This is a genomic window from Rossellomorea sp. ABR4_012 (assembly GCF_056159545.1).
This window is the reverse complement of the sequence record NZ_JBSWVK010000003.1, coordinates 57850-77385: the sequence shown is the minus strand read 5'-3', so window position 1 is coordinate 77385 and position 19536 is coordinate 57850. Positions and strand designations below refer to the sequence as shown.

25 protein-coding genes are annotated in these 19536 nt (G+C 38.3%); 13 read left to right on the top strand and 12 right to left on the bottom strand.

The features are described from left to right. Window positions 1–333: 333 nt before the first annotated feature. From ACXAFV_RS13105 to ACXAFV_RS13075, 7 genes are all read left to right on the top strand, one after another. Window positions 334–717, top strand: coding sequence for a hypothetical protein (locus ACXAFV_RS13105; RefSeq protein WP_475127071.1), 384 nt, complete (start codon window positions 334–336; stop codon window positions 715–717). 25 nt (window positions 718–742) lie between these two features. Beyond that, window positions 743–2023: a peptidoglycan recognition protein family protein gene (locus ACXAFV_RS13100; RefSeq protein ID WP_475127070.1), complete on the top strand. Its 1281-nt coding sequence runs from the start codon at window positions 743–745 to the stop codon at window positions 2021–2023. Window positions 2024–2043: 20 nt separating this feature from the next. Next, window positions 2044–2376 carry a phage holin, LLH family gene (locus ACXAFV_RS13095; RefSeq protein WP_475127069.1) on the top strand — a complete coding sequence of 111 codons (333 nt, stop codon included), beginning with the start codon at window positions 2044–2046 and terminating at the stop codon, window positions 2374–2376. 377 nt (window positions 2377–2753) lie between these two features. Continuing rightward, entirely contained in the window at window positions 2754–3014 is a 261-nt protein-coding gene (locus tag ACXAFV_RS13090) for a hypothetical protein (RefSeq protein WP_475127068.1), read from the top strand. Window positions 3015–3054: 40 nt separating this feature from the next. Further along, window positions 3055–4872 carry a hypothetical protein gene (locus tag ACXAFV_RS13085; protein ID WP_475127067.1) on the top strand — a complete coding sequence of 606 codons (1818 nt, stop codon included), beginning with the start codon at window positions 3055–3057 and terminating at the stop codon, window positions 4870–4872. 347 nt (window positions 4873–5219) lie between these two features. Continuing rightward, window positions 5220–5417: a DUF5659 domain-containing protein gene (locus tag ACXAFV_RS13080; protein ID WP_475127065.1), complete on the top strand. Its 198-nt coding sequence runs from the start codon at window positions 5220–5222 to the stop codon at window positions 5415–5417. A gap of 34 nt (window positions 5418–5451) precedes the next feature. Continuing rightward, entirely contained in the window at window positions 5452–6537 is a 1086-nt protein-coding gene (locus tag ACXAFV_RS13075; protein ID WP_475127064.1) for a hypothetical protein, read from the top strand. 127 nt (window positions 6538–6664) lie between these two features. Here the strand turns inward: ACXAFV_RS13075 and ACXAFV_RS13070 are convergent, their stop codons facing one another. Beyond that, window positions 6665–6808 carry a hypothetical protein gene (locus tag ACXAFV_RS13070; RefSeq protein ID WP_475127062.1) on the bottom strand — a complete coding sequence of 48 codons (144 nt, stop codon included), beginning with the start codon at window positions 6806–6808 and terminating at the stop codon, window positions 6665–6667. A 37-nt stretch (window positions 6809–6845) separates the two neighbouring features. Continuing rightward, on the bottom strand, window positions 6846–7157 hold the full coding sequence (locus ACXAFV_RS13065; protein WP_475127061.1) for a recombinase zinc ribbon domain-containing protein: 312 nt from the start codon (window positions 7155–7157) through the stop codon (window positions 6846–6848). Window positions 7158–7282: 125 nt separating this feature from the next. On the opposite strand from ACXAFV_RS13065, the gene ACXAFV_RS13060 reads away from it, so the two are divergent. Together ACXAFV_RS13060 and ACXAFV_RS13055 are read left to right on the top strand one after the other, a co-directional pair. Beyond that, window positions 7283–7492, top strand: a complete 210-nt coding sequence (locus tag ACXAFV_RS13060) for a helix-turn-helix domain-containing protein (protein ID WP_475127060.1) — start codon at window positions 7283–7285, stop codon at window positions 7490–7492. After that, entirely contained in the window at window positions 7492–8598 is a 1107-nt protein-coding gene (locus ACXAFV_RS13055; RefSeq protein ID WP_475127059.1) for a site-specific integrase, read from the top strand. Before ACXAFV_RS13060 ends, ACXAFV_RS13055 begins: the two co-directional genes overlap by 1 nt. A 358-nt stretch (window positions 8599–8956) precedes the next feature. Here the strand turns inward: ACXAFV_RS13055 and ACXAFV_RS13050 are convergent, their stop codons facing one another. The 9 genes from ACXAFV_RS13050 to ACXAFV_RS13010 form a co-directional block, all read right to left on the bottom strand. Beyond that, window positions 8957–9274 carry a four-helix bundle copper-binding protein gene (locus ACXAFV_RS13050; protein WP_475127057.1) on the bottom strand — a complete coding sequence of 106 codons (318 nt, stop codon included), beginning with the start codon at window positions 9272–9274 and terminating at the stop codon, window positions 8957–8959. A 51-nt stretch (window positions 9275–9325) separates the two neighbouring features. After that, a complete protein-coding gene (locus ACXAFV_RS13045) occupies window positions 9326–10024 on the bottom strand; it encodes a hypothetical protein (protein WP_475127056.1) in 699 nt (232 codons plus the stop codon). 116 nt (window positions 10025–10140) lie between these two features. Further along, on the bottom strand, window positions 10141–11022 hold the full coding sequence (locus tag ACXAFV_RS13040; RefSeq protein WP_475127917.1) for a patatin-like phospholipase family protein: 882 nt from the start codon (window positions 11020–11022) through the stop codon (window positions 10141–10143). Next, the gene (locus ACXAFV_RS13035) at window positions 11015–11422 is read right to left on the bottom strand and encodes an NUDIX domain-containing protein (RefSeq protein WP_475127055.1); all 408 of its coding nucleotides are present in this window, start codon (window positions 11420–11422) and stop codon (window positions 11015–11017) included. The genes ACXAFV_RS13040 and ACXAFV_RS13035 overlap by 8 nt, the downstream gene beginning before the upstream one ends. 189 nt (window positions 11423–11611) lie before the next feature. Beyond that, window positions 11612–12388 carry an ABC transporter permease gene (locus ACXAFV_RS13030; RefSeq protein ID WP_475127053.1) on the bottom strand — a complete coding sequence of 259 codons (777 nt, stop codon included), beginning with the start codon at window positions 12386–12388 and terminating at the stop codon, window positions 11612–11614. Then, window positions 12389–13288: an ABC transporter ATP-binding protein gene (locus ACXAFV_RS13025; RefSeq protein WP_475127052.1), complete on the bottom strand. Its 900-nt coding sequence runs from the start codon at window positions 13286–13288 to the stop codon at window positions 12389–12391. Beyond that, the gene (locus ACXAFV_RS13020; protein WP_475127050.1) at window positions 13285–13500 is read right to left on the bottom strand and encodes a PLDc N-terminal domain-containing protein; all 216 of its coding nucleotides are present in this window, start codon (window positions 13498–13500) and stop codon (window positions 13285–13287) included. The genes ACXAFV_RS13025 and ACXAFV_RS13020 overlap by 4 nt, the downstream gene beginning before the upstream one ends. 193 nt (window positions 13501–13693) lie before the next feature. Continuing rightward, window positions 13694–14686, bottom strand: coding sequence for a helix-turn-helix transcriptional regulator (locus ACXAFV_RS13015; RefSeq protein WP_475127049.1), 993 nt, complete (start codon window positions 14684–14686; stop codon window positions 13694–13696). Between the two features lie 593 nt (window positions 14687–15279). Then, window positions 15280–15603, bottom strand: coding sequence for a DUF4870 domain-containing protein (locus ACXAFV_RS13010; RefSeq protein WP_475127047.1), 324 nt, complete (start codon window positions 15601–15603; stop codon window positions 15280–15282). 188 nt (window positions 15604–15791) lie between these two features. Here ACXAFV_RS13010 and ACXAFV_RS13005 point away from each other — a divergent pair, with 188 nt between their 5' ends. The 4 genes from ACXAFV_RS13005 to ACXAFV_RS12990 all read left to right on the top strand — a co-directional run bounded on the left by ACXAFV_RS13005 (window position 15792) and on the right by ACXAFV_RS12990 (window position 19218). Next, window positions 15792–16571, top strand: a complete 780-nt coding sequence (locus ACXAFV_RS13005; protein WP_475127045.1) for an undecaprenyl-diphosphate phosphatase — start codon at window positions 15792–15794, stop codon at window positions 16569–16571. 10 nt (window positions 16572–16581) lie between these two features. Next, window positions 16582–17181, top strand: a complete 600-nt coding sequence (gene uptA / locus ACXAFV_RS13000) for an undecaprenyl phosphate transporter UptA (protein WP_475127044.1) — start codon at window positions 16582–16584, stop codon at window positions 17179–17181. Between the two features lie 69 nt (window positions 17182–17250). Continuing rightward, a complete protein-coding gene (locus ACXAFV_RS12995) occupies window positions 17251–18381 on the top strand; it encodes an amidohydrolase (RefSeq protein ID WP_475127042.1) in 1131 nt (376 codons plus the stop codon). A gap of 282 nt (window positions 18382–18663) precedes the next feature. Beyond that, on the top strand, window positions 18664–19218 hold the full coding sequence (locus ACXAFV_RS12990) for a GNAT family N-acetyltransferase (RefSeq protein ID WP_475127040.1): 555 nt from the start codon (window positions 18664–18666) through the stop codon (window positions 19216–19218). A gap of 145 nt (window positions 19219–19363) precedes the next feature. Here ACXAFV_RS12990 and ACXAFV_RS12985 read toward each other — a convergent pair whose 3' ends face one another. Continuing rightward, complete coding sequence (locus ACXAFV_RS12985; RefSeq protein ID WP_175991323.1) at window positions 19364–19513, bottom strand: DUF2639 domain-containing protein; 150 nt, start codon at window positions 19511–19513, stop codon at window positions 19364–19366. Window positions 19514–19536 lie beyond the last annotated feature (23 nt).

Sequence of the window (19536 nt, the reverse complement as noted above, 5' to 3'; positions counted from 1 at the left end):
CTATCGGATGAAACTGTGCCACAAGCAATCTGAGAGTCTACATGACTCTCTTTTTTTATCCATCCTACATGGACACTACTAAGCTCAAAAAAATAAGACAGAATAAAAACTATCTTTTATCGTGAAATAATAGTTGAAAACGTGAGCATTATGGAGTAAATCGAAGAAAAACAGAGTTTAATAATATGAAAAAGCAGACTGACCAAATTAGGCAAAAGGCAGTCTGCTTTTTCGTCATAAATAGGATCATGACTTACCTTTATTATACAGTAGGAGGTGAGTTAATACAATAGATAATTGAATGTAATTATCGGAAAGTTTGAGGTGTTAATTTTGTCTTTGGAAACTATTGCCGAAAGGTTGGCTAAATTCGAAGAGTTGGCAGCAAACAACAAAGAAGACATTAGTAATCATAACGAACGGATCACAAACTTAGAATCGAAAAATGAATCAATGATTGAATTTAAAACAATCTTAAAAATGCAAATGGAAGTTAATAAAGAGCAAAATATTCAGATGAAAGAGATGTCTAAGACACTCAATAACGTGAATACAAACTTAACTGAACTAAATACCAGCTCCCAACAATTAAATTCGAGGTTAACAGACGTTGAGGAAACTTTGGATTCTAATAAGATTGATGTTGTGAAATGGATTAAAAACGCAGCTTGGATAATTTTTATTGGATTTATCATGTGGAAGTTAGGTTTAAAATAAATAATTAAATATAGGAGGAATATTGATGAAAATACAAAAGATGTATATCACGCCAAATGAATATTCTAGACCTCAAAAACCACTTAATAAAGTCAAAGGATTGGTTATACACTGGTACGCTGACCCAATGGCTAGTGCAATGGCTGTAAGAAACTTTTTTGAAAACAGAAAAAAAGGTAAATCAGGATATGGTTCGGCACAATATAATATCGGTCTTCAAGGAGAAATCGTACAGAGTTTACCGGAAAATGAGATGGGATACGCTGTTGGTTCAAAGACTTACACTCAAAAAGCCTTAAAAGAACTCTCATCTTATCCTAACAACTGTACTCTTCATATTGAGTGTGCTCATGTTGATTGGCAAGGAAGAATGACGGATGCTACATACTTCTCTCTAATTGAGTTAACTATTGATATTATGAAAAGGCATAATTTAACGGTTAATGATCTATGGTTACATCAAGAAGTTGTGGGATGGAAAGATTGTCATAGATGGTTTGTTAACAATCAAAATGAGTGGGCTGCATTTAAAAAGCAAATTAATGACCTTCTCAATAAAAAAGTTAATCCGGTTGTAAAATCTGAAATAGTTAAATCATCAGAAGTCATTTCCCAAACTCCAAATAAACCAAATAGAGATGCAGATGTACTCTACCTACCTCCTACTACAAGCGGTCAGAAAAATGAAAGTTGGGCAATGTATAAGCTAGATAGAGAACCTAAGAGAACACCTGAATCAAATATCTTATTAGAATTAAATCCTTACAAATACAATGGGTTAAAATATGAGATTCTTGGTGAGCACCCTAAATATCCAAATGTAGTTAAAATTAAATCTCAACAAAGAGGTGAAGGTTGGATTTACATTGGTTCTGAAACTGGGGCTAAGATTATTAAAGGTGAAGTCAAACCAACTCCTCCCCAACCAACCAAACAAGAAGACTCTGCAGACGGTAAACTAACTCGTGGCGAAAAAGGAAGTAATGTTAAGCTTCTTAATCAAATGCTAAACACACTAGAATACACAAAGAAGACTGATGACCTATTTGATCAATATACTGAAGCAGCACTGAAAGCTTTTCAAAAGGATCATGGATTAAAGCAAGATGCCATATACACTTCTGCCGTTGGTAAAGTAATGATTGAAGCAATCGCACTCAAGAAAGAAAAAATTGAAGCAGTCAAACTACCTGAGAAGAATGAAGAAATGTATCGTCTTGCAAAATTAGTAGATACGAAGAATAAAGAATTGGTTAAAAAGCTGCAAGAATCTGGATATGTAGTTGTAGAAACACCTGAAAAATAAATTTATATGGAGGAGATATTATGGAACAATTATTTAATTCATTAACTGAAGCTGCAGTGGAATTACTTGTGATTATTGTAGGTACTCTACTTTCAGTAGCCTTACATAAAGTAAAAGTATACATAAACACTCTAAAGAAGAAAGATGAGTTAGGTATTATTGATCTAGTCACTGACACTGCTGTTGACTATGCAGAGAAAGAATTAAAAGGTAAAGCAGGAATTCAAAAACGTGATTATGCTATTCGACATGCAATTAAGATGCTTGAAGAAAAAGGCATTAAAGTTTCAAAAGAAGAAGTTGTGGCAGGCATTGAGAATGGTGTTCGTAAACTGAATGCAGATAAAAAGTAAGTTTCATTGTATCTGAGAGTGGGTTAATTCCTGCTCTCTTTTTTATTAAATAAATTAAAAAGGAATGGTGAGTTATGTATAGGTTAGGAAGTGGATATATCGGATCGCCTTATCTCCAGACTACATCAGCACCCAATGAGGAAATCGTACCATCATCCCCTGAGCATTGGAGTAGAGGTTACAATTTTTATTCTTTCAGTTTTATTAACAATGACGATTGCACAGTAGTCATTAACCACCAAGATGATAAACCAATTTTCCTCAAAGCTAATCAAGGTTTCTCCATGTCCAGTATTGATGCACCTATCTACAGTTTTAAAATCAAAGAAGCAAATGTCTTATATAACTATGTGGCTGCTTTTTAAGGAGGGAATGTAATGGGATTTTTCATTGGTAATCCACTAAATTATTCGGTTAATGAATTTAACATCTATCGTGAAGAGTTTACAGCCACTGAGGGACAGACTGTATTTACCTTAAACAGTACATACAAAATGAACAAAAACAGAATTAGTGTAAATGTCGAAGGTGTTCCTCAATATTCTCCTACCAACTTTACTGAGACAAGTTCAAGTAGTTTTACTTTAGCTGAAGGCTTAAAGGCTGGAACTAAAGTTGTAGTTGAATTATTTCAATAATAATTGATCAAAACGCATTAAAATACAAGGAGGAAAGTATATGTTAAATAGAATACAGAAACAAATGTTGGATGATAATGTTCAACAAGACTTAAATAAGATACCTGAGATTAGTACGCAGTTGGCGGAGATAGCGATAAACGCAAAAAAATACGGATTGAGTGAATCAGCGACTTGGAATGTAAACAGAAACGCCCTTCAGCAAGCAAATGATGAGGTAGCTTCTTTAGGTGGAGGTCGTGTATTAATTCCACCCGGAACATATACAGCAAAAGGGGTTTACCAAGATTCAAGAGTAGAAATTTTCGGGGAAGGTGCAAAGTTAGTACATCCTGACGGAAGTACATTGGATATCATCCGTTCAAGAACAAATATGACAGATGGCTCGATCTCAACCGATTCATCTACTCTTACAGTCACAGATGCTTCAAAGATTGAGGAAGGTTCTGTAATAGCTGTAAAAGGTGCTGGAGGTATATCTCCTCTTCAATTTACCACCCTAGCTTCTGCCATTACGAGCACACAAACAACGGGAATAACCTTAGCCAATCCAGCAGGATTTGCTTCATCGGGTTCTCTAGTAGTTGAATCAGAAATAATTGAATACACAGGATTATCCAATGGTGTGTTAAGTGGTGTTACTCGCGGGAGATATGGTACTACACCTACATCACATGCTAGTGGCGTGAATATCGGTGTGGCTATGCGATTAATCGCAGAAGTTATCAGTGTTTCTGGTACATCGGTGACGCTTGATCGTAGCGCAATTACAGGTGTTTCTACTGCTCCTGTTTCAATCGGGATTCTTTACCCTAAAATAACAGGAATTAAGTTTGACGGAAATAAGATTCCAACAGGTTCTTCCACAAGTTTAAACCCTGTTCGTTGGGATTTAACACGATTTGGGCAATTTAACTTTTCAGCCGAAAATGCCGAATCAGCGATATTCCTAGCAATGGGCACAAGGGATTGTATTGGTACGGTATATGGAAAAGACTGTTCTGTTCCTGACGGAGTAAAAGGTGCGGTGGTATGGTTATTCCAACAATGTCACAGAAACCATATTCACGCTAACATCTCAGGTGATATTTGGGCTGGGGTCTACCTAGATAACAGAACATCATTAGCGACTGAATGGGATGGAAGTTGTGATGACAACACAGGACAGGTCACGATAATTGCAGACAAACACACTCCTTATATAACAAACACAGGACTTTTGATAGTAGGAAGTAACCGAAACAATTTTAATCTGAATGCTACAGGTGTCCGCACAGGATTACTCATTGGTGCAGACGATCAAGTGAATACTGCCGATGGCTCACATCCTACAGCAAGAGGTAATGTGGTTGACGTTCGTATGCATGACGGTTATCAGCCATGGGTTGTATACCCAAGTGGAAATGTCCTAACTGGTTATTGGGAAACACAGACGAATGGTACGGTTGCTAGTGGAAATCTAAAACTAGGAACTCCTGCAAGTGCCGGACAAGACCCGATTCTAGGATTATCCCCTGACGGATCACAAACAAAGCCGGGAATGGCGTTTGAATCAGAGCCGAATACAGGTTTTTATAAAATAGCGGCAGGTCAAATGCAATTCGTATCGCAAAGTCAGTTAGTTGCAAGATTTCGCTCAACCGGATTAATGATTCAAGACGGAAAGAACTTAGAAGGCGGGATTACAAACGGTGTGAAAATTGGTGGATCACCGTCAGAAAAATGGGGATTCTGGGGAGCTACCCCTATTGTACGACCAACAAATATTACGGATACTTCTGGAGCAACAATAACGGCATTAGAAGCAGAAGTGAATAAATTGAAGGCTTTACTACGTTCTGTAGGATTTATGGGATAGTACACAATCGGATGAAACTGTGCAACAAACATTAAACAAAAAATTAGGAGAGAAGGGACTGAGAACCCTCTCTCCTTTTTAAGTTGAATCAAGTTGATTATAAGTTTAACCTATTGACGATTTGAATATTCATACAGAATGAAATATAACTTTTATCGCAAATGAAATGTACCTTTTATCGTGATTTTTGTGTATGTTTATGCGTAACATTAGATAATATACACTGTTTATGCAGTTATTTTGTATATTTATTATCAAGAACTTTTCTACAAGTCATCTATATGGTGGCTTGAGTGAAGGGTTCTTTTTGTTTTACCCTTTAAATTAATTTTACAAGGAGGAATTACATGTCAATTAAAAATTACAAAAAAGAGGATCTGTTTTATTGCTATTCCTTAAATCTGTTTCACTTTTTAAAAGCAAATGGATTTTATTATTTATTCAAAGAAAGGAATCCAAGAAACAATCTGTTCTTTTGGGTATTCGAGAGAACACCAGAAGTCATGCAAGCACTGACAATGTACACCGAAAATAAAACTAAATAATTTAATGCAACATTTTATACTAGGAGGAAACAAAGTGAACATTCAAGTGCTAGAAAACGGTCAATCATATAAAAACTATAAGGAATTATGTAGTGTGTTGGGCTTAGAAGTCAAGAGTAACACTAATAGTAAAAATGCTCAATTCAAAGAGCTTGCCAGATACTGTGACTTTACTAAAAGTGGGCATAAAATAATTATCAATGAGGTATATGGAAGCCCTCTTCCTAAAGTTGAAAACAGAGGAAAAAGTGAAGGCAGCAGGAACAATAATAGTGTTTATGGTGAGTTAATTCAACTACTCGTTCTAGATTTACTTGCTCAATGTGACAATGGAAAAATATCTATCAGCAGATCAAAACTATTGTTGACAATCAATATGGTTAATACTAATTACAGTCCTCTTGGAGAACAAATAAAGAAACTGTCTCAGTATACTGACATTGAAGAAGCGATTATTTATGATTTTTATAATACAAGCAATAGTAGTTTCAAGGGAAATGTAGAGACGGCATTAGATAATCTAATGGATAAGCGTGTCATTTGGTTTGATAAAGTAACTAAAGTTAAAGAAAAAGGATCATTTGTGCATAGACTAGCTGACGATATGGAAAAAGCCTTAATCATGGACTACGAAAAGGAAGTCCTTGAAGAAATGAATTACAAACAAATATCTCAAGTTAGATGCTCAAAGAATTGGAAGTTGTTCAGAAAGAAAGTGCAGAATTTAATTCATGAGTATATGGACATAGACTACTATTATCTTGCTTATGACATTATTATTAATGACAAATATTTAAATGAAGAACGCAAAGACCTTTGTGATTTACTATTAGAGAAAATGACTCGTCAAGAATATAAAAATGAATTAAACTCAATAATCTTAACTAACCTAATGTCCAAGGCTGAGAAGAGACAGGATAAGGCATTCCACTCAAAGAAGATGGGGCAATATAGATTCAAGAGCAACTATGTGGACGATATTAGAAAATTGTCTGTACTGCTAGTTGACAAAGACACTGGGAATTTTGTTGAAGAAGTTAAGAAGGTGCAGGTAGATAATAAAGATTTAGCTATTGATGAACCTGATTTTATATCATCATTTGAAGAGCTAATTGGATAATTAAAAAACGACCAATTTCAAACCTACTATATTAATAATATTATATACTATAGGATGTTTGAGAATGGTCGTTTTTTATGTTGAAATAATACCTTGGGGGAAGCGACAGTTTAGAGCAAAACCCACTCTAAACTTTACGCATTGGCATTCCCCCAAACCCCCTTCCATTGTCTTCATTGTTGGCTGTTTCATGCCACCCTAACAATTCCATAAAACTCCTCAATAACAATACTTCAGACTCCTTCAAGTAACCTACCTCAAATTTACCCATTCACTCTACTGCTACCCTAACTATAAAATTCCACAATCTAGAAGATAATCTTGTTTCTACTGTAAACAATTGGTTCTTGATCAACTAACTCTATTGTGAAAAGTAATTCTTCTTCTACTATCATCTTTACAACTTTAGCTGCTAACTCATCATTTGTTAATTCTTCATCATATCTGTTTTGGATAATCTCCAGTAATCTATTCTCATTAATAATTACTCTTTTGCAATCACCATAATTATCTGTGCGTGAACAAACATAGACAGGTTGATTTCTGTTTTTACGCTTCTTATATCCTCCTGAGCAGTGAGTGCAAAAAATTTTACCTCTAAATAAACTTGGCTTTCTCATAATACTCTCCCTTATGTATTTATCTAAGTTCATCATACCATTATATTCACTCTCACGAAATATATGTTTGCATTCGTGAAGATTTTCTTTTAGAATAGAGTCATAAAATTCAAGTAGGTGAATATATGGCAATATCGTACAAGCCTTTATGGAAATTACTTTTAGATAAGGATATAACCAAATCAGAATTGAAGCAAACTGTAGGTTTATCCCCTGCAACTATTGCAAAAATGGGTAAGGATCAATATGTTTCACTTCAGATTGTGGACAGACTGTGTAACCATTTTCAAGTCCAACCTTCTTCTATTATCGAATGGAAAGGTAGTGATGAGTAATGCCTATATACGAATATCAAAAGAGTGGTAAGACTCATTATTATTATGCCTTTGAAGTTAAGGAGAAGAATGGTAAACGTAAGACATTAAAGAAGCGTGGATTCAAGACTAAAAAAGAAGCTCGACTTGCTGAAGCTGAAAGAAGAGTTGAGTGGGAATCCGGTTTATATATAGATCCTTCTAAAATGAAGTTTGGTGAATATATTACTCAATGGTTAGTGAATAAGAATGATATTACACCAGAAACTCGTCATACTAATGAGGGACATCTGAGAAATCATATCATACCTGAGTTGGGGAATATCAAGCTACAGGATGTTAATGTCGGTCATATAGAGGCATTTATAGGCAAATTAAAGACTAAAGGAATTGCTGACTCTACCATCAGGAAGATATTCAATCTCATGCAAACGTGCTTTAAAACTGCTCAGAGGAAAGAGATTATCGCTAAGAATCCTTTTGATTTGATGGATGCAGGAGATAAACCAAGAGTAAGTAAACCTAAAATTGATTATTGGACTAGGGAAGAAGTGAAGGTATTCTTTAGTCGGTTGCAACATAGACAAAAATTATTATTTGTTTTGGCAATTTACTGTGGAATGCGTAGAGGGGAAATTTTAGGATTAAGATGGAAAGATATTGACCTTGAGAGCAGACAGATATATGTGAGTAATTCATTACGTCCAAAACGGAAACTAACAAACAGTGTGAAAACTTCATCTGGTTATCGGTCAATCACCTTCTCGGACTATGTAAAAAGTGAAATAGAACGTCATTATGAAATGATACAAGAAGAGAAGCAAATGGCTACTGATTATGATGATTTCGATTTGGTAATATGTCAAAGAAATGGCAGACATATTTCAGTAGGAAACTTTACTCGTATGTGGAAAACTGTGATTAAGAATACTGACATGAGATACATTCGTTTTCATGATCTAAGGCACACATGTGCTTCCCTCTTGTTGAGTGCAGGAGTTCACCCTAAAGTTGTTCAAGAGTTACTTGGTCATTCAAGTATTAGGGTAACATTGGATAAATATAGCCATCTAATGCCCAATATGCAAGCTGAAGCTGCAGACACTTTGGAGAGTTTGTTGAACTGATAACCCTACCAAATACTCTTTAATTCCCTACCGTTATCTTGAGTTCCCTACCAATATCCCTACCAAACAAATAAAAGAACCTCAAGAATGTTATTATATCAACGTTCAAGAGGTTCTTTTTATAGTTGAAGGTGCTTACTGCCCCGAAGGAAACCTATTCGATTATTATTATTCTATCATAGTTTTCCCAAAGAGTTCACGCAAGATTTTCGCTCAAAAAAAATTTGAACCGTTTGGACCAAATGGCTCCCTTTATCAGGATACTTTTTACACACACTCATCATGTTAAAATATGTGTTTTATCATTTACTCATAGAATAAATAAAAGAATGCTCCCTCCAAGAAGCATTCCCCTTCTTCATATTACCTTTCTGCACTCCTCTGCACATCGAAAGCATGCCTCTGCACAATCTTTGCAGTGCCTGTGGTCGTGTGAATCACACTCTTTCCCGCATGCATCGCATATGTCAGCGCAAAGGGAAAGGATTCCGGGCACAAACTTGCTGCTTCTCTGAATGGCATTGATCGCATAAGAACAAATATCGGCGCATTCCCGGTCAAGCTCTATGCACTGCATCAATCGCTGCTCTTCTTTCAATGAAGCATGGTAGCAGATATTGCATGCCACCAAACATTTTTCCAATGCATCCAGGCATTCCTTATACGTTGCGTTCATCTCCTCACCTCCAGTACCTTTTTAGGGTTCCCCATACCCAAAAAAGGATGACTAGGATGTAAGAAAATAATCAGAATCGACAAGCCATAAAAAAATGAGAAGCCAGTCATCAGCCTCTGAGTAGGCTTCAAAAAAAGTAATATGGCTGTGATGACTATCGAACAGATTTTGAAAGCTTTGCGGGAGGAATCCTTTTTGCAAGGAAAGCCGGTTGACTCCCTTATAATTCAACACCCAACGCTTATTCCCTTTATAAAGAAGAACCGTATCACCATTTTCTTCATTTCTCCATTCGATGGCAGTCGTGCTGTGGTATTTCAGTTTATATTCAAATTTAGTTTTTTCATGTGCTATGACAATCCGACTGCTCCACTTACATAATGTGAGCGGCAATTTGTCTTTTCGATGAAAGACATAATGCTTTGGATTATTGATTAATGAAGTCCTTTGAAGCGAATAGCTGGCCCAGCCATTCGATTTCAAGTAAAAAAAGCCTTCTTTTGTCTTGACGCCTATCAATGAATGGCTTGAAACTGGAATATTTTCATAAAATAAGCGAGTTGCTTTCCTGATTTCTTTTTTGATGCAATGGCTTAGATAGAGATTGGACACAGCAGGTATGAATAATAGAAGGGGGAAATAATAGAGTGCTTTCACAACAAGCAGCATCCCGACTCCCATCAAGAGATACATGATACCATGATAAAGCAATGTATGTTGTTCGTTTCTATAGATATGATATAGGTTCATGAAATGCTCGTCCTTTCCACGAATCATTATCATATCTATGTTTGGAATATAAAAAAAAGACCCTTTACAAAAGGATCTCTCGGAAAACTGAGTAAAAAACTACTACTTTCCTATAATCAAGATTCCATACCTGAGGCAATTTGGCCTGCACTTGCCCATTCCATAATTTCTTCATGCCTGCTCTTTGCATCGTCGTATCCCTGTTTATAAAGATCATCAAGCTTTTCAGGGTTCTTTTCAATTCGGCCTACCTTTAAAGGCTGCTGAGGCTGGATGATGATGACTCTTCCTTCTTTTTCTCTTTCCTCGAGCTCTTTCACCGTCTGGTTGTAAACCAGATATCGGTTCATCAAGGTTTTGTGCAGCTCTGGATAGTGAGGATATTTTCTTTTAATAAAGAACGAGAAACGGGATGGTTTTTTGAAATATCCCCTATTTCTGGTCAGAACCACAACATTCTTTTTCAAACCGTCTCTTACCGCTTTTTCAATTGGTATCGGATCGCTTATCCCTCCATCAAGTAGATGATTCGATCCGTATTCCACGATCGGTGCAAAAAATGGAAGCGAACTGGACGCCCTAATGATCGTCAATATATCTTCGCCGTAATCTTTCCTGGAAAAGTAACGGGGCTTCCCGCTGTGACAATCGGTCGTCCCGATGACAAACTCGGTTTCGCTTGATTGAAAGGCTTTATAATCGTAGGGCACCAGTTTATTTGGGATTTCGTCAAATACATAATCCATACCGAATAATTCCCCGGTCTTCCAATAATTCCGCCAGCTCAAATATTTGGGATCACGTATGAAATCGATATTCACCTTTTTATTTCTCCCCGTCTGCCTCGAAATGTAGGAAGCTGCGTTGCACGCCCCTGCAGAAACGCCAACTACGTATGGAAAATGTATATCATTTTCCAGAAAATATTCAAGGACACCGGCAGTATATATGCCTCTCATCCCTCCGCCTTCAAGGACAAGCCCTGTACGATCATTCATCATGAATACTGCCTCCTAACATCAGTTGTAGCAACATTGATTTTACTTCTTCTGGATAGAGTTCCTTATCGTAAAGCTCGTGCAGATCAATCCAGTCAGGAAGATAGACTCCTTCACCTGACCGATATTCTTCTCCCGTCCCTTCGCCCACTCTACCGCTATATTTTCCCGCAAAATAATATCGTTGTGTACCTTTTTGCTCAAATTCGATTCCCAATTTAAGTTTCTCTACTCCGATTCCAAGCTCCTCTTTTGCTTCACGTTCAGCAGCTTCTTGAAAAGACTCACCTTTTTCAACTCCACCGCCAGGAATGACATAATACTCATGTCCATCTTTTATCCTTTTAATGACTGCTAATTTATTGTCTTCTATTATGAGAATTCCTGCTCGATTCCTCATCAGGCAATCTCCTTTTGTTCCCTAATTCGTATTCTTTAATCACTTAATCTGAACTCATGCTAAGACTTGAAATACTTATATCTATGTATAATTCGACATAGAGCCCCATAAACCCTGTCACATTTTTTGCGATAACAAAACTTGCTAAAAACAAAAAAGCTGATGTTTGCCAATCAGCTTTTTTGTTAATTAAGTAAGTTCTTTTTTCCTAAATAGATAAGGTGTAGTGATCAGCAGAAGCAAGCATATCATTGCAGTGAACAATATGGCGAAGGTAAGGTCACTGCTCCATCCCTGTCCGCTTAAAATTTCAGTAATATAAGATGAAAGCCGTGAGGGAGACCACTTCAGCTTTTCCGGCAATGATCCTGAAATAAAACTAAGGACAATCGAGACGGCGATGGTAGAAAAAGCAGCAACCCCGGATGCTTTAACGAGCGAGCTGAAAAACAACAGCAGCGTCAATAGGAAAGTTAGCCACATTCCGTAGACGGCCAATGTCTGAAAGAATACGGAAGGGGATATATTATCAAATAATAAATTTATATAATACCAGCTTGAAAGCATGCCCAGAATATATGAAGTCCATATAAGAATGAGGGCCGCTGCCCATTTCGAGTAAATATAAGCGTTATACGATACCTGTTTGACAAGTACCATCGCTGCCGTACCGCTTTTCCTTTCCCCTGAAACGATCCCCATGAAGCCAAGGACGATCACGAGCACCCCTAACATATTAAACTGACTGATTGTGGACATAAGCACCTCTTCTGACGACGGAGGAGGAATTTCTATTACCGCGCCTTCTGGTAAATCACCTACAGATTTCAAGATATCAGGCAGATAATAGGCTGTCAGAGGTTCAGTTAATCCAAACAATATAAAGACAATAGGCATCCATAGCCACTTAAAATTACGGGCTGATTCCAACAGTTCTTTTTTAACTAGCACCCATGCTATTTTCATTTATCTCATCACCTTCATAAAAAGATCCTCTAAACTTTTTTCACTGCTTTCAAGTTTTGAAACCGGCCAGTCTCCCTCTGATATAAGCTTGAACAACCGGCTTCTATCCCTTTTTATCTCTTCTACTTCAAGAGACAGTGCCTCTTTATCCGCTTTCAACTGTTTTATCCATGATAATCCCTCCAGGACTTCTCTATAAGGCAGCGAATCCACTTCGAAAGTTAGTTTTAATGAGGAAGTGTGATGCCTTGCCTTGATGTCAGCCAAAGACCCTTGTTCGATCAATTTACCGTGATAAAGGAAAAGGACATCATCACAGACTTGTTCTGCATCATTCAAAATATGAGTCGAAAAAAGGATCGTCGTATGTTCTTTCAATTTATTCAGGAGATTGAGTACCTCTCTGCGCCCGAAAGGATCAAGTGCAGAAACAGGCTCATCCAGAATGACAAGCTTAGGCTTATGGATCAAAGCCTGGGCAATCCCCAATCTCTGCTTCATGCCACCTGAGTATTGATGAATCCTCCTGGCCTTACCCTCAGATAAGTTGACAAGCTCGATCAATTCCTCAGCGCGTTTTCTTGATTCATTTCTTGATAAACCGGTAATCTCCCCTGAGAAGATTAAATATTCCATCCCGGTCATCCATTCAAAGAACGATGGATATTGAGGAAGATATCCTATAATCGAGCGGATATCCCCGATATGTCCTGGTGTTTCGATACTGCCGTTTGTCGGTGTTATCAAACCCGCGAGCATGTTCAATGTGGTCGTTTTCCCAGCTCCATTCGGACCAATCAGTGCTGTACACTTTCCTCTTTCCAAGTGGAAAGAAACCTCTTTGACCGCATGCTTTTCTTTATATTTCTTTTCCAGAGAAGTAACTTCCAAGACATTCATCCATTTTGTCTCCTTCCGAAAATAAAGTAAATGATCGGACCGATTACATTGAGTAATAAAACAACCAATAACCAAACCCACTTAGGGCCATTTGTATGTTTTATCCTTATGAGGTCAATGACTGCAATCACCGTCAGAATCAATTGGATGAGGATAAGCGGGGCGATCAGCCCCCAGTTTATTGATTGCAAAACTTGTTGTAATTCCTGCATGTTGTTTTTCCTCCTTTGATTTTCTATAGATAAGACGCAGAAGATCAAAAAACGTTCAAAATTTTTATGAAAATATTTATATTTTCAACATAAAAGAGGCTGCGGCAAAACTAAAAACCCGAACTGATTTGCTCTAGAAGGCAAATCAGTTCGGGTATATTTAGACAAAGATAATTATGTCCCAGCTCATTCTTCATGACTCATATAGTTTGTTCATATTTGAGACTTCTTCTTTAACCGTATCCAATAACGAAACGGGTGATATCACTTTGGCTTTGGATCCAAAATTGAGGATCCAATTGACCAATCCCCCGCTGATCCGTGCTTTGGTAGATAAGATGAAATGATTCTCGTCATGCTTTCGGATATCTACATCCTTACCAAATTTGTCGATGATGACATTGATCAATTGATTATGGAATTTAACTTTGATCCACTCTTCATCGCCGGCAAACATATGGAAGGTGGACTGAACGTATTTAGAGACATCAAACGATTCATACGGAAATGATTCATCCAACATGGATACATTGCGCAGCCGATCAACCCGGTAATGACGGATTTCACCAGCCTCATAATAGTAGGCAATCAGATAGTAGAAATCATTTGCCCATGTCAGAGCGTACGGTTTCACTTTGTACAGGCTGCCATCGTGGCTGAGATTGAAATTCTTATTGATATCATATCGTCCATATTGAAAGGTTATGATCCGGCGTTCAGATATCGCCTGATGAAGGTCGTGAATCGCTAATCTGATAAAAGGGCTTTCACTCTTTATGGATGAATCCACCTGAATCTCATTCTGAAGTTTTTTCCCTTGATGGGTACTCGTCAGTTTTCTGATTTTCCCGATCAATTGACGGGTTTCTTGTTTCGTAATGAATTTCGCCGATACGACTACGTCGACCAGCATACGGAGTTCATATAATTCAAAGAGTCGGTACTGATGGCTGTAAAACTTAGGAAGCCCGTCTTTTTCCTGATTGATGGTGACGTCAAATGAATGATTGATTAAATGATCGATATCATCTTTCAATGAATTCTTATTGAGTTTTACGTCAGGTCCGTAAATCTGTTTAAAACGAGTTATGATATCATCTAAACTCAGTTCATGATCTTCATCTGTTTCTTGAGTGAAGATGGTCATTAATCTAAGCAGTCTTTCTTTATTATCAATCCTCGTCATTTTTTGTTTCCCCTCTTCCTCCATCATGGCATCTATCAATTTATGTATTTGAGAAGTTATTTTTATATAAACTATCAAGTTTAAGAGACGATTGTCAATAGAATTCCAAATAAAAAAGTAATTGGCTGGAAAAAACTAAAAAATATAGATGCAAAATTTGAGAATAGACTCAATATACCGCTAATGATTTCCGTGCAAGACTTCGCTTTCCGCGGGCGGTTGGTGAGCCTCCTCAGTCGTACCTCCCTGCGGGAAGAAAAGCGGAGGCGGCTTGCTCAGAGGCGACTAGCATAAGACAGGGCAGCCACAAAGGCGCTTTTTGCCTTTTTGGATGACATGGCTTATGTCTCGAGCCTCTAACCGCCAGAGCTGGACAGGTCTCACCTAACACGCTTTTCCCGCAGGAGTCTTCATCTTGCACTCCAATCAACCGCTGAAAAGATTTATCATCTAATTCTACATTTTCAAACAAAACTAAAAACCCGAACTGATTTTCCACCTAGAGGGAGAATTAGTTCGGGCTTTAAATAGAGTATACACTTTTATGCTAACCTCTAATAGAATACAGCCTTCGATTAGGATTATTTACGGCTTTATCTAAAAAAACGAATCACGGTCGGGATGCGATAATGTTCTCCCTCGTACGCTTTGATGGCGGCAAGGATTGTAAAGATCAAAGCCAGGAGACCTACGATTGGAGCTATGATGAATCCAATTAGTACAATCATGAGGATTGAACTGACGATTCCATAAATGGTATATGAAATCAAAAAGTTAAGATATTCCTTACCGTGATAATCCACAAATTCGGATTCATCTTTTTTCAGAAGCCAGATGATGATCGGTCCGATAAAAGCGGTAAAAAAGCTTAATACATAAATAAGTGCAGCCATGAATTTTTCATCTTTCGTCGGCATATTCTTCCTCCTCATACAACCTTTTTAAAACACCTCTTCTATTATTACGTTATACAGCTGATAAAGTTTCAACTTCCTTGAAAAATAAATTCCAATCAGTGAACTTTTTCATGAAATGCAGCAAGGATGAATATACGTTAAGTGAGGAGGTTTGTCCGAAGTATTCTAAATGAAAGGTTCGATGCAAAATGGATAAATTTGAAGCTTTTATTCTGGGAATCATTCAGGGGTTGACCGAGTTCCTTCCCATTTCAAGTACAGGTCACTTATTCCTGGGGAGATTTGCCTTTGGACTTCAAGAAGCCGGTTTATTTCTTGATACAATGCTGCATATCGGTACACTCGTTGCCGTGTTAGTTTATTACCAAAAAGAACTTCTCTACATGATCAAACATCCATTCAGTAGACTTTCATGGATATTGGTGATCGGTACGATCCCTGCAGTTATCATCGGATTGTTATTTGAGGATTTTTTTGATTCGATTTCCAAAACCGGATCTACAATAGGTTGGGAGTTTCTGGCTACAGGATTGATTATGTTCATGGCAGATGGGGTAAAAAATGGTCACAAGAAATTGGAGGATATCAAATATACAGATGCCCTTGTTATCGGAAGCTTTCAGGCTGCCGCTATTTTCCCCGCTCTCTCGCGGTCAGGTTTGACCATTGCAGCAGGGCTTTTCAGGAAACTCGATAGGGAAACAGCTGCATATTTTTCCTTTCTCCTCTCTACACCAGCCATTCTTGGGGGAATTGTCTTTCAGGGAAAAGAAATGATCAGCGGACATGTCGAAGCGATCTCTTTTTCCAGTATGGCAGTCGGGACCGTCACAGCAGCTGTCTTTGGATACTTGGCGATTGTCTCGATGGTGAATTTCCTAAAGAAACACTCGTTGAAACTATTTTCTTATTATGTTTGGGCTCTGGGGATTTTGATCCTTATCCTTCAATATTCAGGCGCAATGTAGGAGGACACAAATGAATCACGAATGGTTAGTCACAATATTGACGGTACTGACGGATTTGGGGTATATAGGTATAGCCCTGGCACTGATGATCGAGATCATTCCAAGCGAGCTGGTGTTAAGCTATGCCGGTTTCATGGTCAGCTCGGGGAAACTCTCCTTTATCGGGGCTTTTCTTGGAGGAGTAATTGGCGGCACTGCCGCTCAACTTTTTCTATATTGGCTTGGATATTATGGAGGGCGGCCTTTTTTCAAGAAATACGGGAAGTATTTATTCATTTCTGAAAAACATATCGAATCAGCAGAATCTTGGTTTGACCGGTACGGTACGATCGTCGTTTTCACGGCACGATTCATACCGATCGTACGTCACGCCATCAGTATCCCGGCGGGGATCAGCCGAATGTCCTTTACTGCGTTCACACTTTATACGTTTGCAGCCATGCTACCATGGACACTGTTATTCATGGTCATCGGGATGGAGCTTGGAACCCATTGGGAACATATAGAGGTCATCGCGGTCAGATACATAAAGCCTCTAAGCATCATTGCGATTTCTGCAACTTGTATGTTTCTGATGTTCTCTTATTTTCGAAATAAAAAGCAAGCTTGACTTCTTTTTTTACAGGAAAATGATTAAAATAGAAGTAATAAACTAACGAGTAAAATGAAAGGATTTACTATGAATTCGATACTTCTAATAAATGCCGCCATCTATCCGATCACTTCACCACCTATCCCAAATGGTTCAGTCTTTATTACAGACGGGAAGATCAAGCAAATTTATAACCATAAAGTCGATGCTCCGCCTAATATCAGAGTGATTGATTGCCGTGGTAAGTATCTTTTCCCTGGATTCATCGATGCTCACACCCACTTGGGATTATATGATGAAGGAACGGGCTGGGCCGGGAATGATGCAAACGAAACGATTGAACCGATGACCCCTCATATCCGTGCGTTCGACGGGGTTTATCCTCTTGACCCCGGTTTTACTGATTCACTTAAATATGGGGTGACTGCAGTGAATGTAATGCCGGGAAGTGCCAATGTGATCGGGGGGACCACATCCGTCATCAAGACCCATGGCTCCTCCATCCGCTCCATGATGATCAAGGAAACATCCGGGTTGAAATTGGCATTGGGAGAGAACCCCAAACGCATTCACAGCAATGGAAATAATGACTCGATTACAAGGATGGGAATCATGGGAATGCTGCGCGAAGCATTTTTCTCAGCTAAGTATTGTGACCAGCCTGAAGAATTGAGAGTAGCTCCATTGGTTTCCGCTTTGAAAAGGGAGATTCCGGTAAGGATTCACGCTCACCGTGCAGATGATATCCTTTCAGCCATCCGCTTTGCAGAAGAGTTCAATCTGGATTTGCGAATCGAGCATTGTACAGAAGGGCATCTTATTGCCAATGAATTTAATGGGAAGAAATTAATGGTATCCGTCGGCCCGACGTTTACTCGCCGTTCAAAAGTAGAACTGAAAAACAAAAGCTGGATCACCTATCAAAAATTGACAGAAGCAGGCGTGGAAGTGTCTATTACCACCGATCACCCATACACTCCGATTCAGTATCTGAATATGTGTGCTGCAATTGCCGTCCGTGAAGGTCTTGAAGAGCAGAAGGCATTGGAAGGAATTACGATTCTGCCAGCCAGAAACCTTGGAGTGGACGATCGAATCGGCTCTCTCGAAGCAGGGAAAGATGCGGACTTGGTCTTATGGAGCCATCATCCATTCCACTTTATGGCCAAGCCTTCCATAACGTTTGTAAATGGTGAGATCGTCTATCAGAATTTGTAGAAATTTGGTATAAAATTTTAGCGAAATTAATCTTTTTCCCTATTCCCTTTTTATAAAAATTCATATATGATACAGAAGGATATATATTTCCGATTACATTGTTCTTACGCGCGATCTATTTATAATAGAGCGATTGTAATGGAGGGAAGGCAAAAGGTGCGCCACCAGTTTCTTGACTGGTCTTAGTGGGTTCGATTCCCACCCCGAAATTTTTTAGTTAACTTTTAAAAATTTCGAGGGTGGATTCGTACGCATGAAGACTGCCCTCAAGGAGGGTCTACTATGATCAAGAAACGTGATTTACATGAGTGTCATACTCTTTATGACCTGATGGTGCACCCGGATGTCTTCCCTTTTGTGCGTCAAAAAGCAAACTCGTACGATGAGTTTCTTTTCCTAACAAAGCAAACGATCGAAGCAGAAGAAAGAGGAGAGCTGATCTCCCGTACCATTATTGATGAATGGGGTAACGCCATAGGTACCATCAATTTATTCGATATCCAGGAAAATGCAGGCTTTCTAGGCACCTGGATCGGTAAACCTTTTCATGGCAAAGGATATAATAAGCCGGCTAAAGATGCATTTTTCCATGAACTTTTTTATGAACTTGGCATGGAAACCATTTTCATGAGGATTCGTAAAATCAACACACGTTCTCTGAAAGCAGCACAGAAATTGCCATACGTCGTATGTGCCAATGAAACAAGAAAAGCGATTTATGAGCAGTTAAATGCTGTAGAGGAAGTATATGATCTTTACGAAATTCCGAAGGATTTATACACGCTTTATCTGTATCAGACAGCCGAGGAACAGGAAGAGCAGGCAATGGAAGCTTAAAACGGCTCTAAATAAGATAAGCCCATCAATCGATTGCCATTTTCGGCAGTCGATTTTTTATTGGAGAGGGCCATTCGGTTACAGCGTCCATTATAAAAAATCCGGCTCTATGATCTCACTGCAACCATACAAGCCGGATTTTTCACTATTTCTTTTTATTTAATTTTTCAAAGTAAAGATTTCTTACAACAAAGGTTTTGTAGTTTTCAAGCTTGCGTTTCTCTACTGGATGATAATTGAATCCCATTTTTTTCAGCTCTTGAATATACCATCCTTTTGAATATTGATAAGCCATCCGATCCTCTCCCCTTCACCTGT

Bases quoted from the DNA above. Each gene is read 5' to 3' on its own strand.
- ACXAFV_RS13045 (WP_475127056.1), bottom strand. From the start codon at position 10,024: ATGAACCTATATCATATCTATAGAAACGAACAACATACATTGCTTTAT.
- ACXAFV_RS13080 (WP_475127065.1), top strand. From the start codon at position 5,220: ATGTCAATTAAAAATTACAAAAAAGAGGATCTGTTTTATTGCTATTCC.
- ACXAFV_RS13050 (WP_475127057.1), bottom strand. From the start codon at position 9,274: ATGAACGCAACGTATAAGGAATGCCTGGATGCATTGGAAAAATGTTTG.
- ACXAFV_RS13090 (WP_475127068.1), top strand. From the start codon at position 2,754: ATGGGATTTTTCATTGGTAATCCACTAAATTATTCGGTTAATGAATTT.
- ACXAFV_RS13065 (WP_475127061.1), bottom strand. From the start codon at position 7,157: ATGAGAAAGCCAAGTTTATTTAGAGGTAAAATTTTTTGCACTCACTGC.
- ACXAFV_RS13020 (WP_475127050.1), bottom strand. From the start codon at position 13,500: ATGCAGGAATTACAACAAGTTTTGCAATCAATAAACTGGGGGCTGATC.
- ACXAFV_RS13025 (WP_475127052.1), bottom strand. From the start codon at position 13,288: ATGAATGTCTTGGAAGTTACTTCTCTGGAAAAGAAATATAAAGAAAAG.
- ACXAFV_RS12995 (WP_475127042.1), top strand. From the start codon at position 17,251: ATGAATTCGATACTTCTAATAAATGCCGCCATCTATCCGATCACTTCA.
- ACXAFV_RS13100 (WP_475127070.1), top strand. From the start codon at position 743: ATGAAAATACAAAAGATGTATATCACGCCAAATGAATATTCTAGACCT.
- ACXAFV_RS13060 (WP_475127060.1), top strand. From the start codon at position 7,283: ATGGCAATATCGTACAAGCCTTTATGGAAATTACTTTTAGATAAGGAT.
- ACXAFV_RS12990 (WP_475127040.1), top strand. From the start codon at position 18,664: ATGATCAAGAAACGTGATTTACATGAGTGTCATACTCTTTATGACCTG.
- ACXAFV_RS13095 (WP_475127069.1), top strand. From the start codon at position 2,044: ATGGAACAATTATTTAATTCATTAACTGAAGCTGCAGTGGAATTACTT.
- ACXAFV_RS12985 (WP_175991323.1), bottom strand. From the start codon at position 19,513: ATGGCTTATCAATATTCAAAAGGATGGTATATTCAAGAGCTGAAAAAA.
- ACXAFV_RS13085 (WP_475127067.1), top strand. From the start codon at position 3,055: ATGTTAAATAGAATACAGAAACAAATGTTGGATGATAATGTTCAACAA.
- ACXAFV_RS13010 (WP_475127047.1), bottom strand. From the start codon at position 15,603: ATGCCGACGAAAGATGAAAAATTCATGGCTGCACTTATTTATGTATTA.
- ACXAFV_RS13005 (WP_475127045.1), top strand. From the start codon at position 15,792: ATGGATAAATTTGAAGCTTTTATTCTGGGAATCATTCAGGGGTTGACC.
- ACXAFV_RS13035 (WP_475127055.1), bottom strand. From the start codon at position 11,422: ATGAGGAATCGAGCAGGAATTCTCATAATAGAAGACAATAAATTAGCA.
- ACXAFV_RS13030 (WP_475127053.1), bottom strand. From the start codon at position 12,388: ATGAAAATAGCATGGGTGCTAGTTAAAAAAGAACTGTTGGAATCAGCC.
- ACXAFV_RS13015 (WP_475127049.1), bottom strand. From the start codon at position 14,686: ATGACGAGGATTGATAATAAAGAAAGACTGCTTAGATTAATGACCATC.
- ACXAFV_RS13070 (WP_475127062.1), bottom strand. From the start codon at position 6,808: ATGGGTAAATTTGAGGTAGGTTACTTGAAGGAGTCTGAAGTATTGTTA.
- ACXAFV_RS13040 (WP_475127917.1), bottom strand. From the start codon at position 11,022: ATGAATGATCGTACAGGGCTTGTCCTTGAAGGCGGAGGGATGAGAGGC.
- uptA (WP_475127044.1), top strand. From the start codon at position 16,582: ATGAATCACGAATGGTTAGTCACAATATTGACGGTACTGACGGATTTG.
- ACXAFV_RS13055 (WP_475127059.1), top strand. From the start codon at position 7,492: ATGCCTATATACGAATATCAAAAGAGTGGTAAGACTCATTATTATTAT.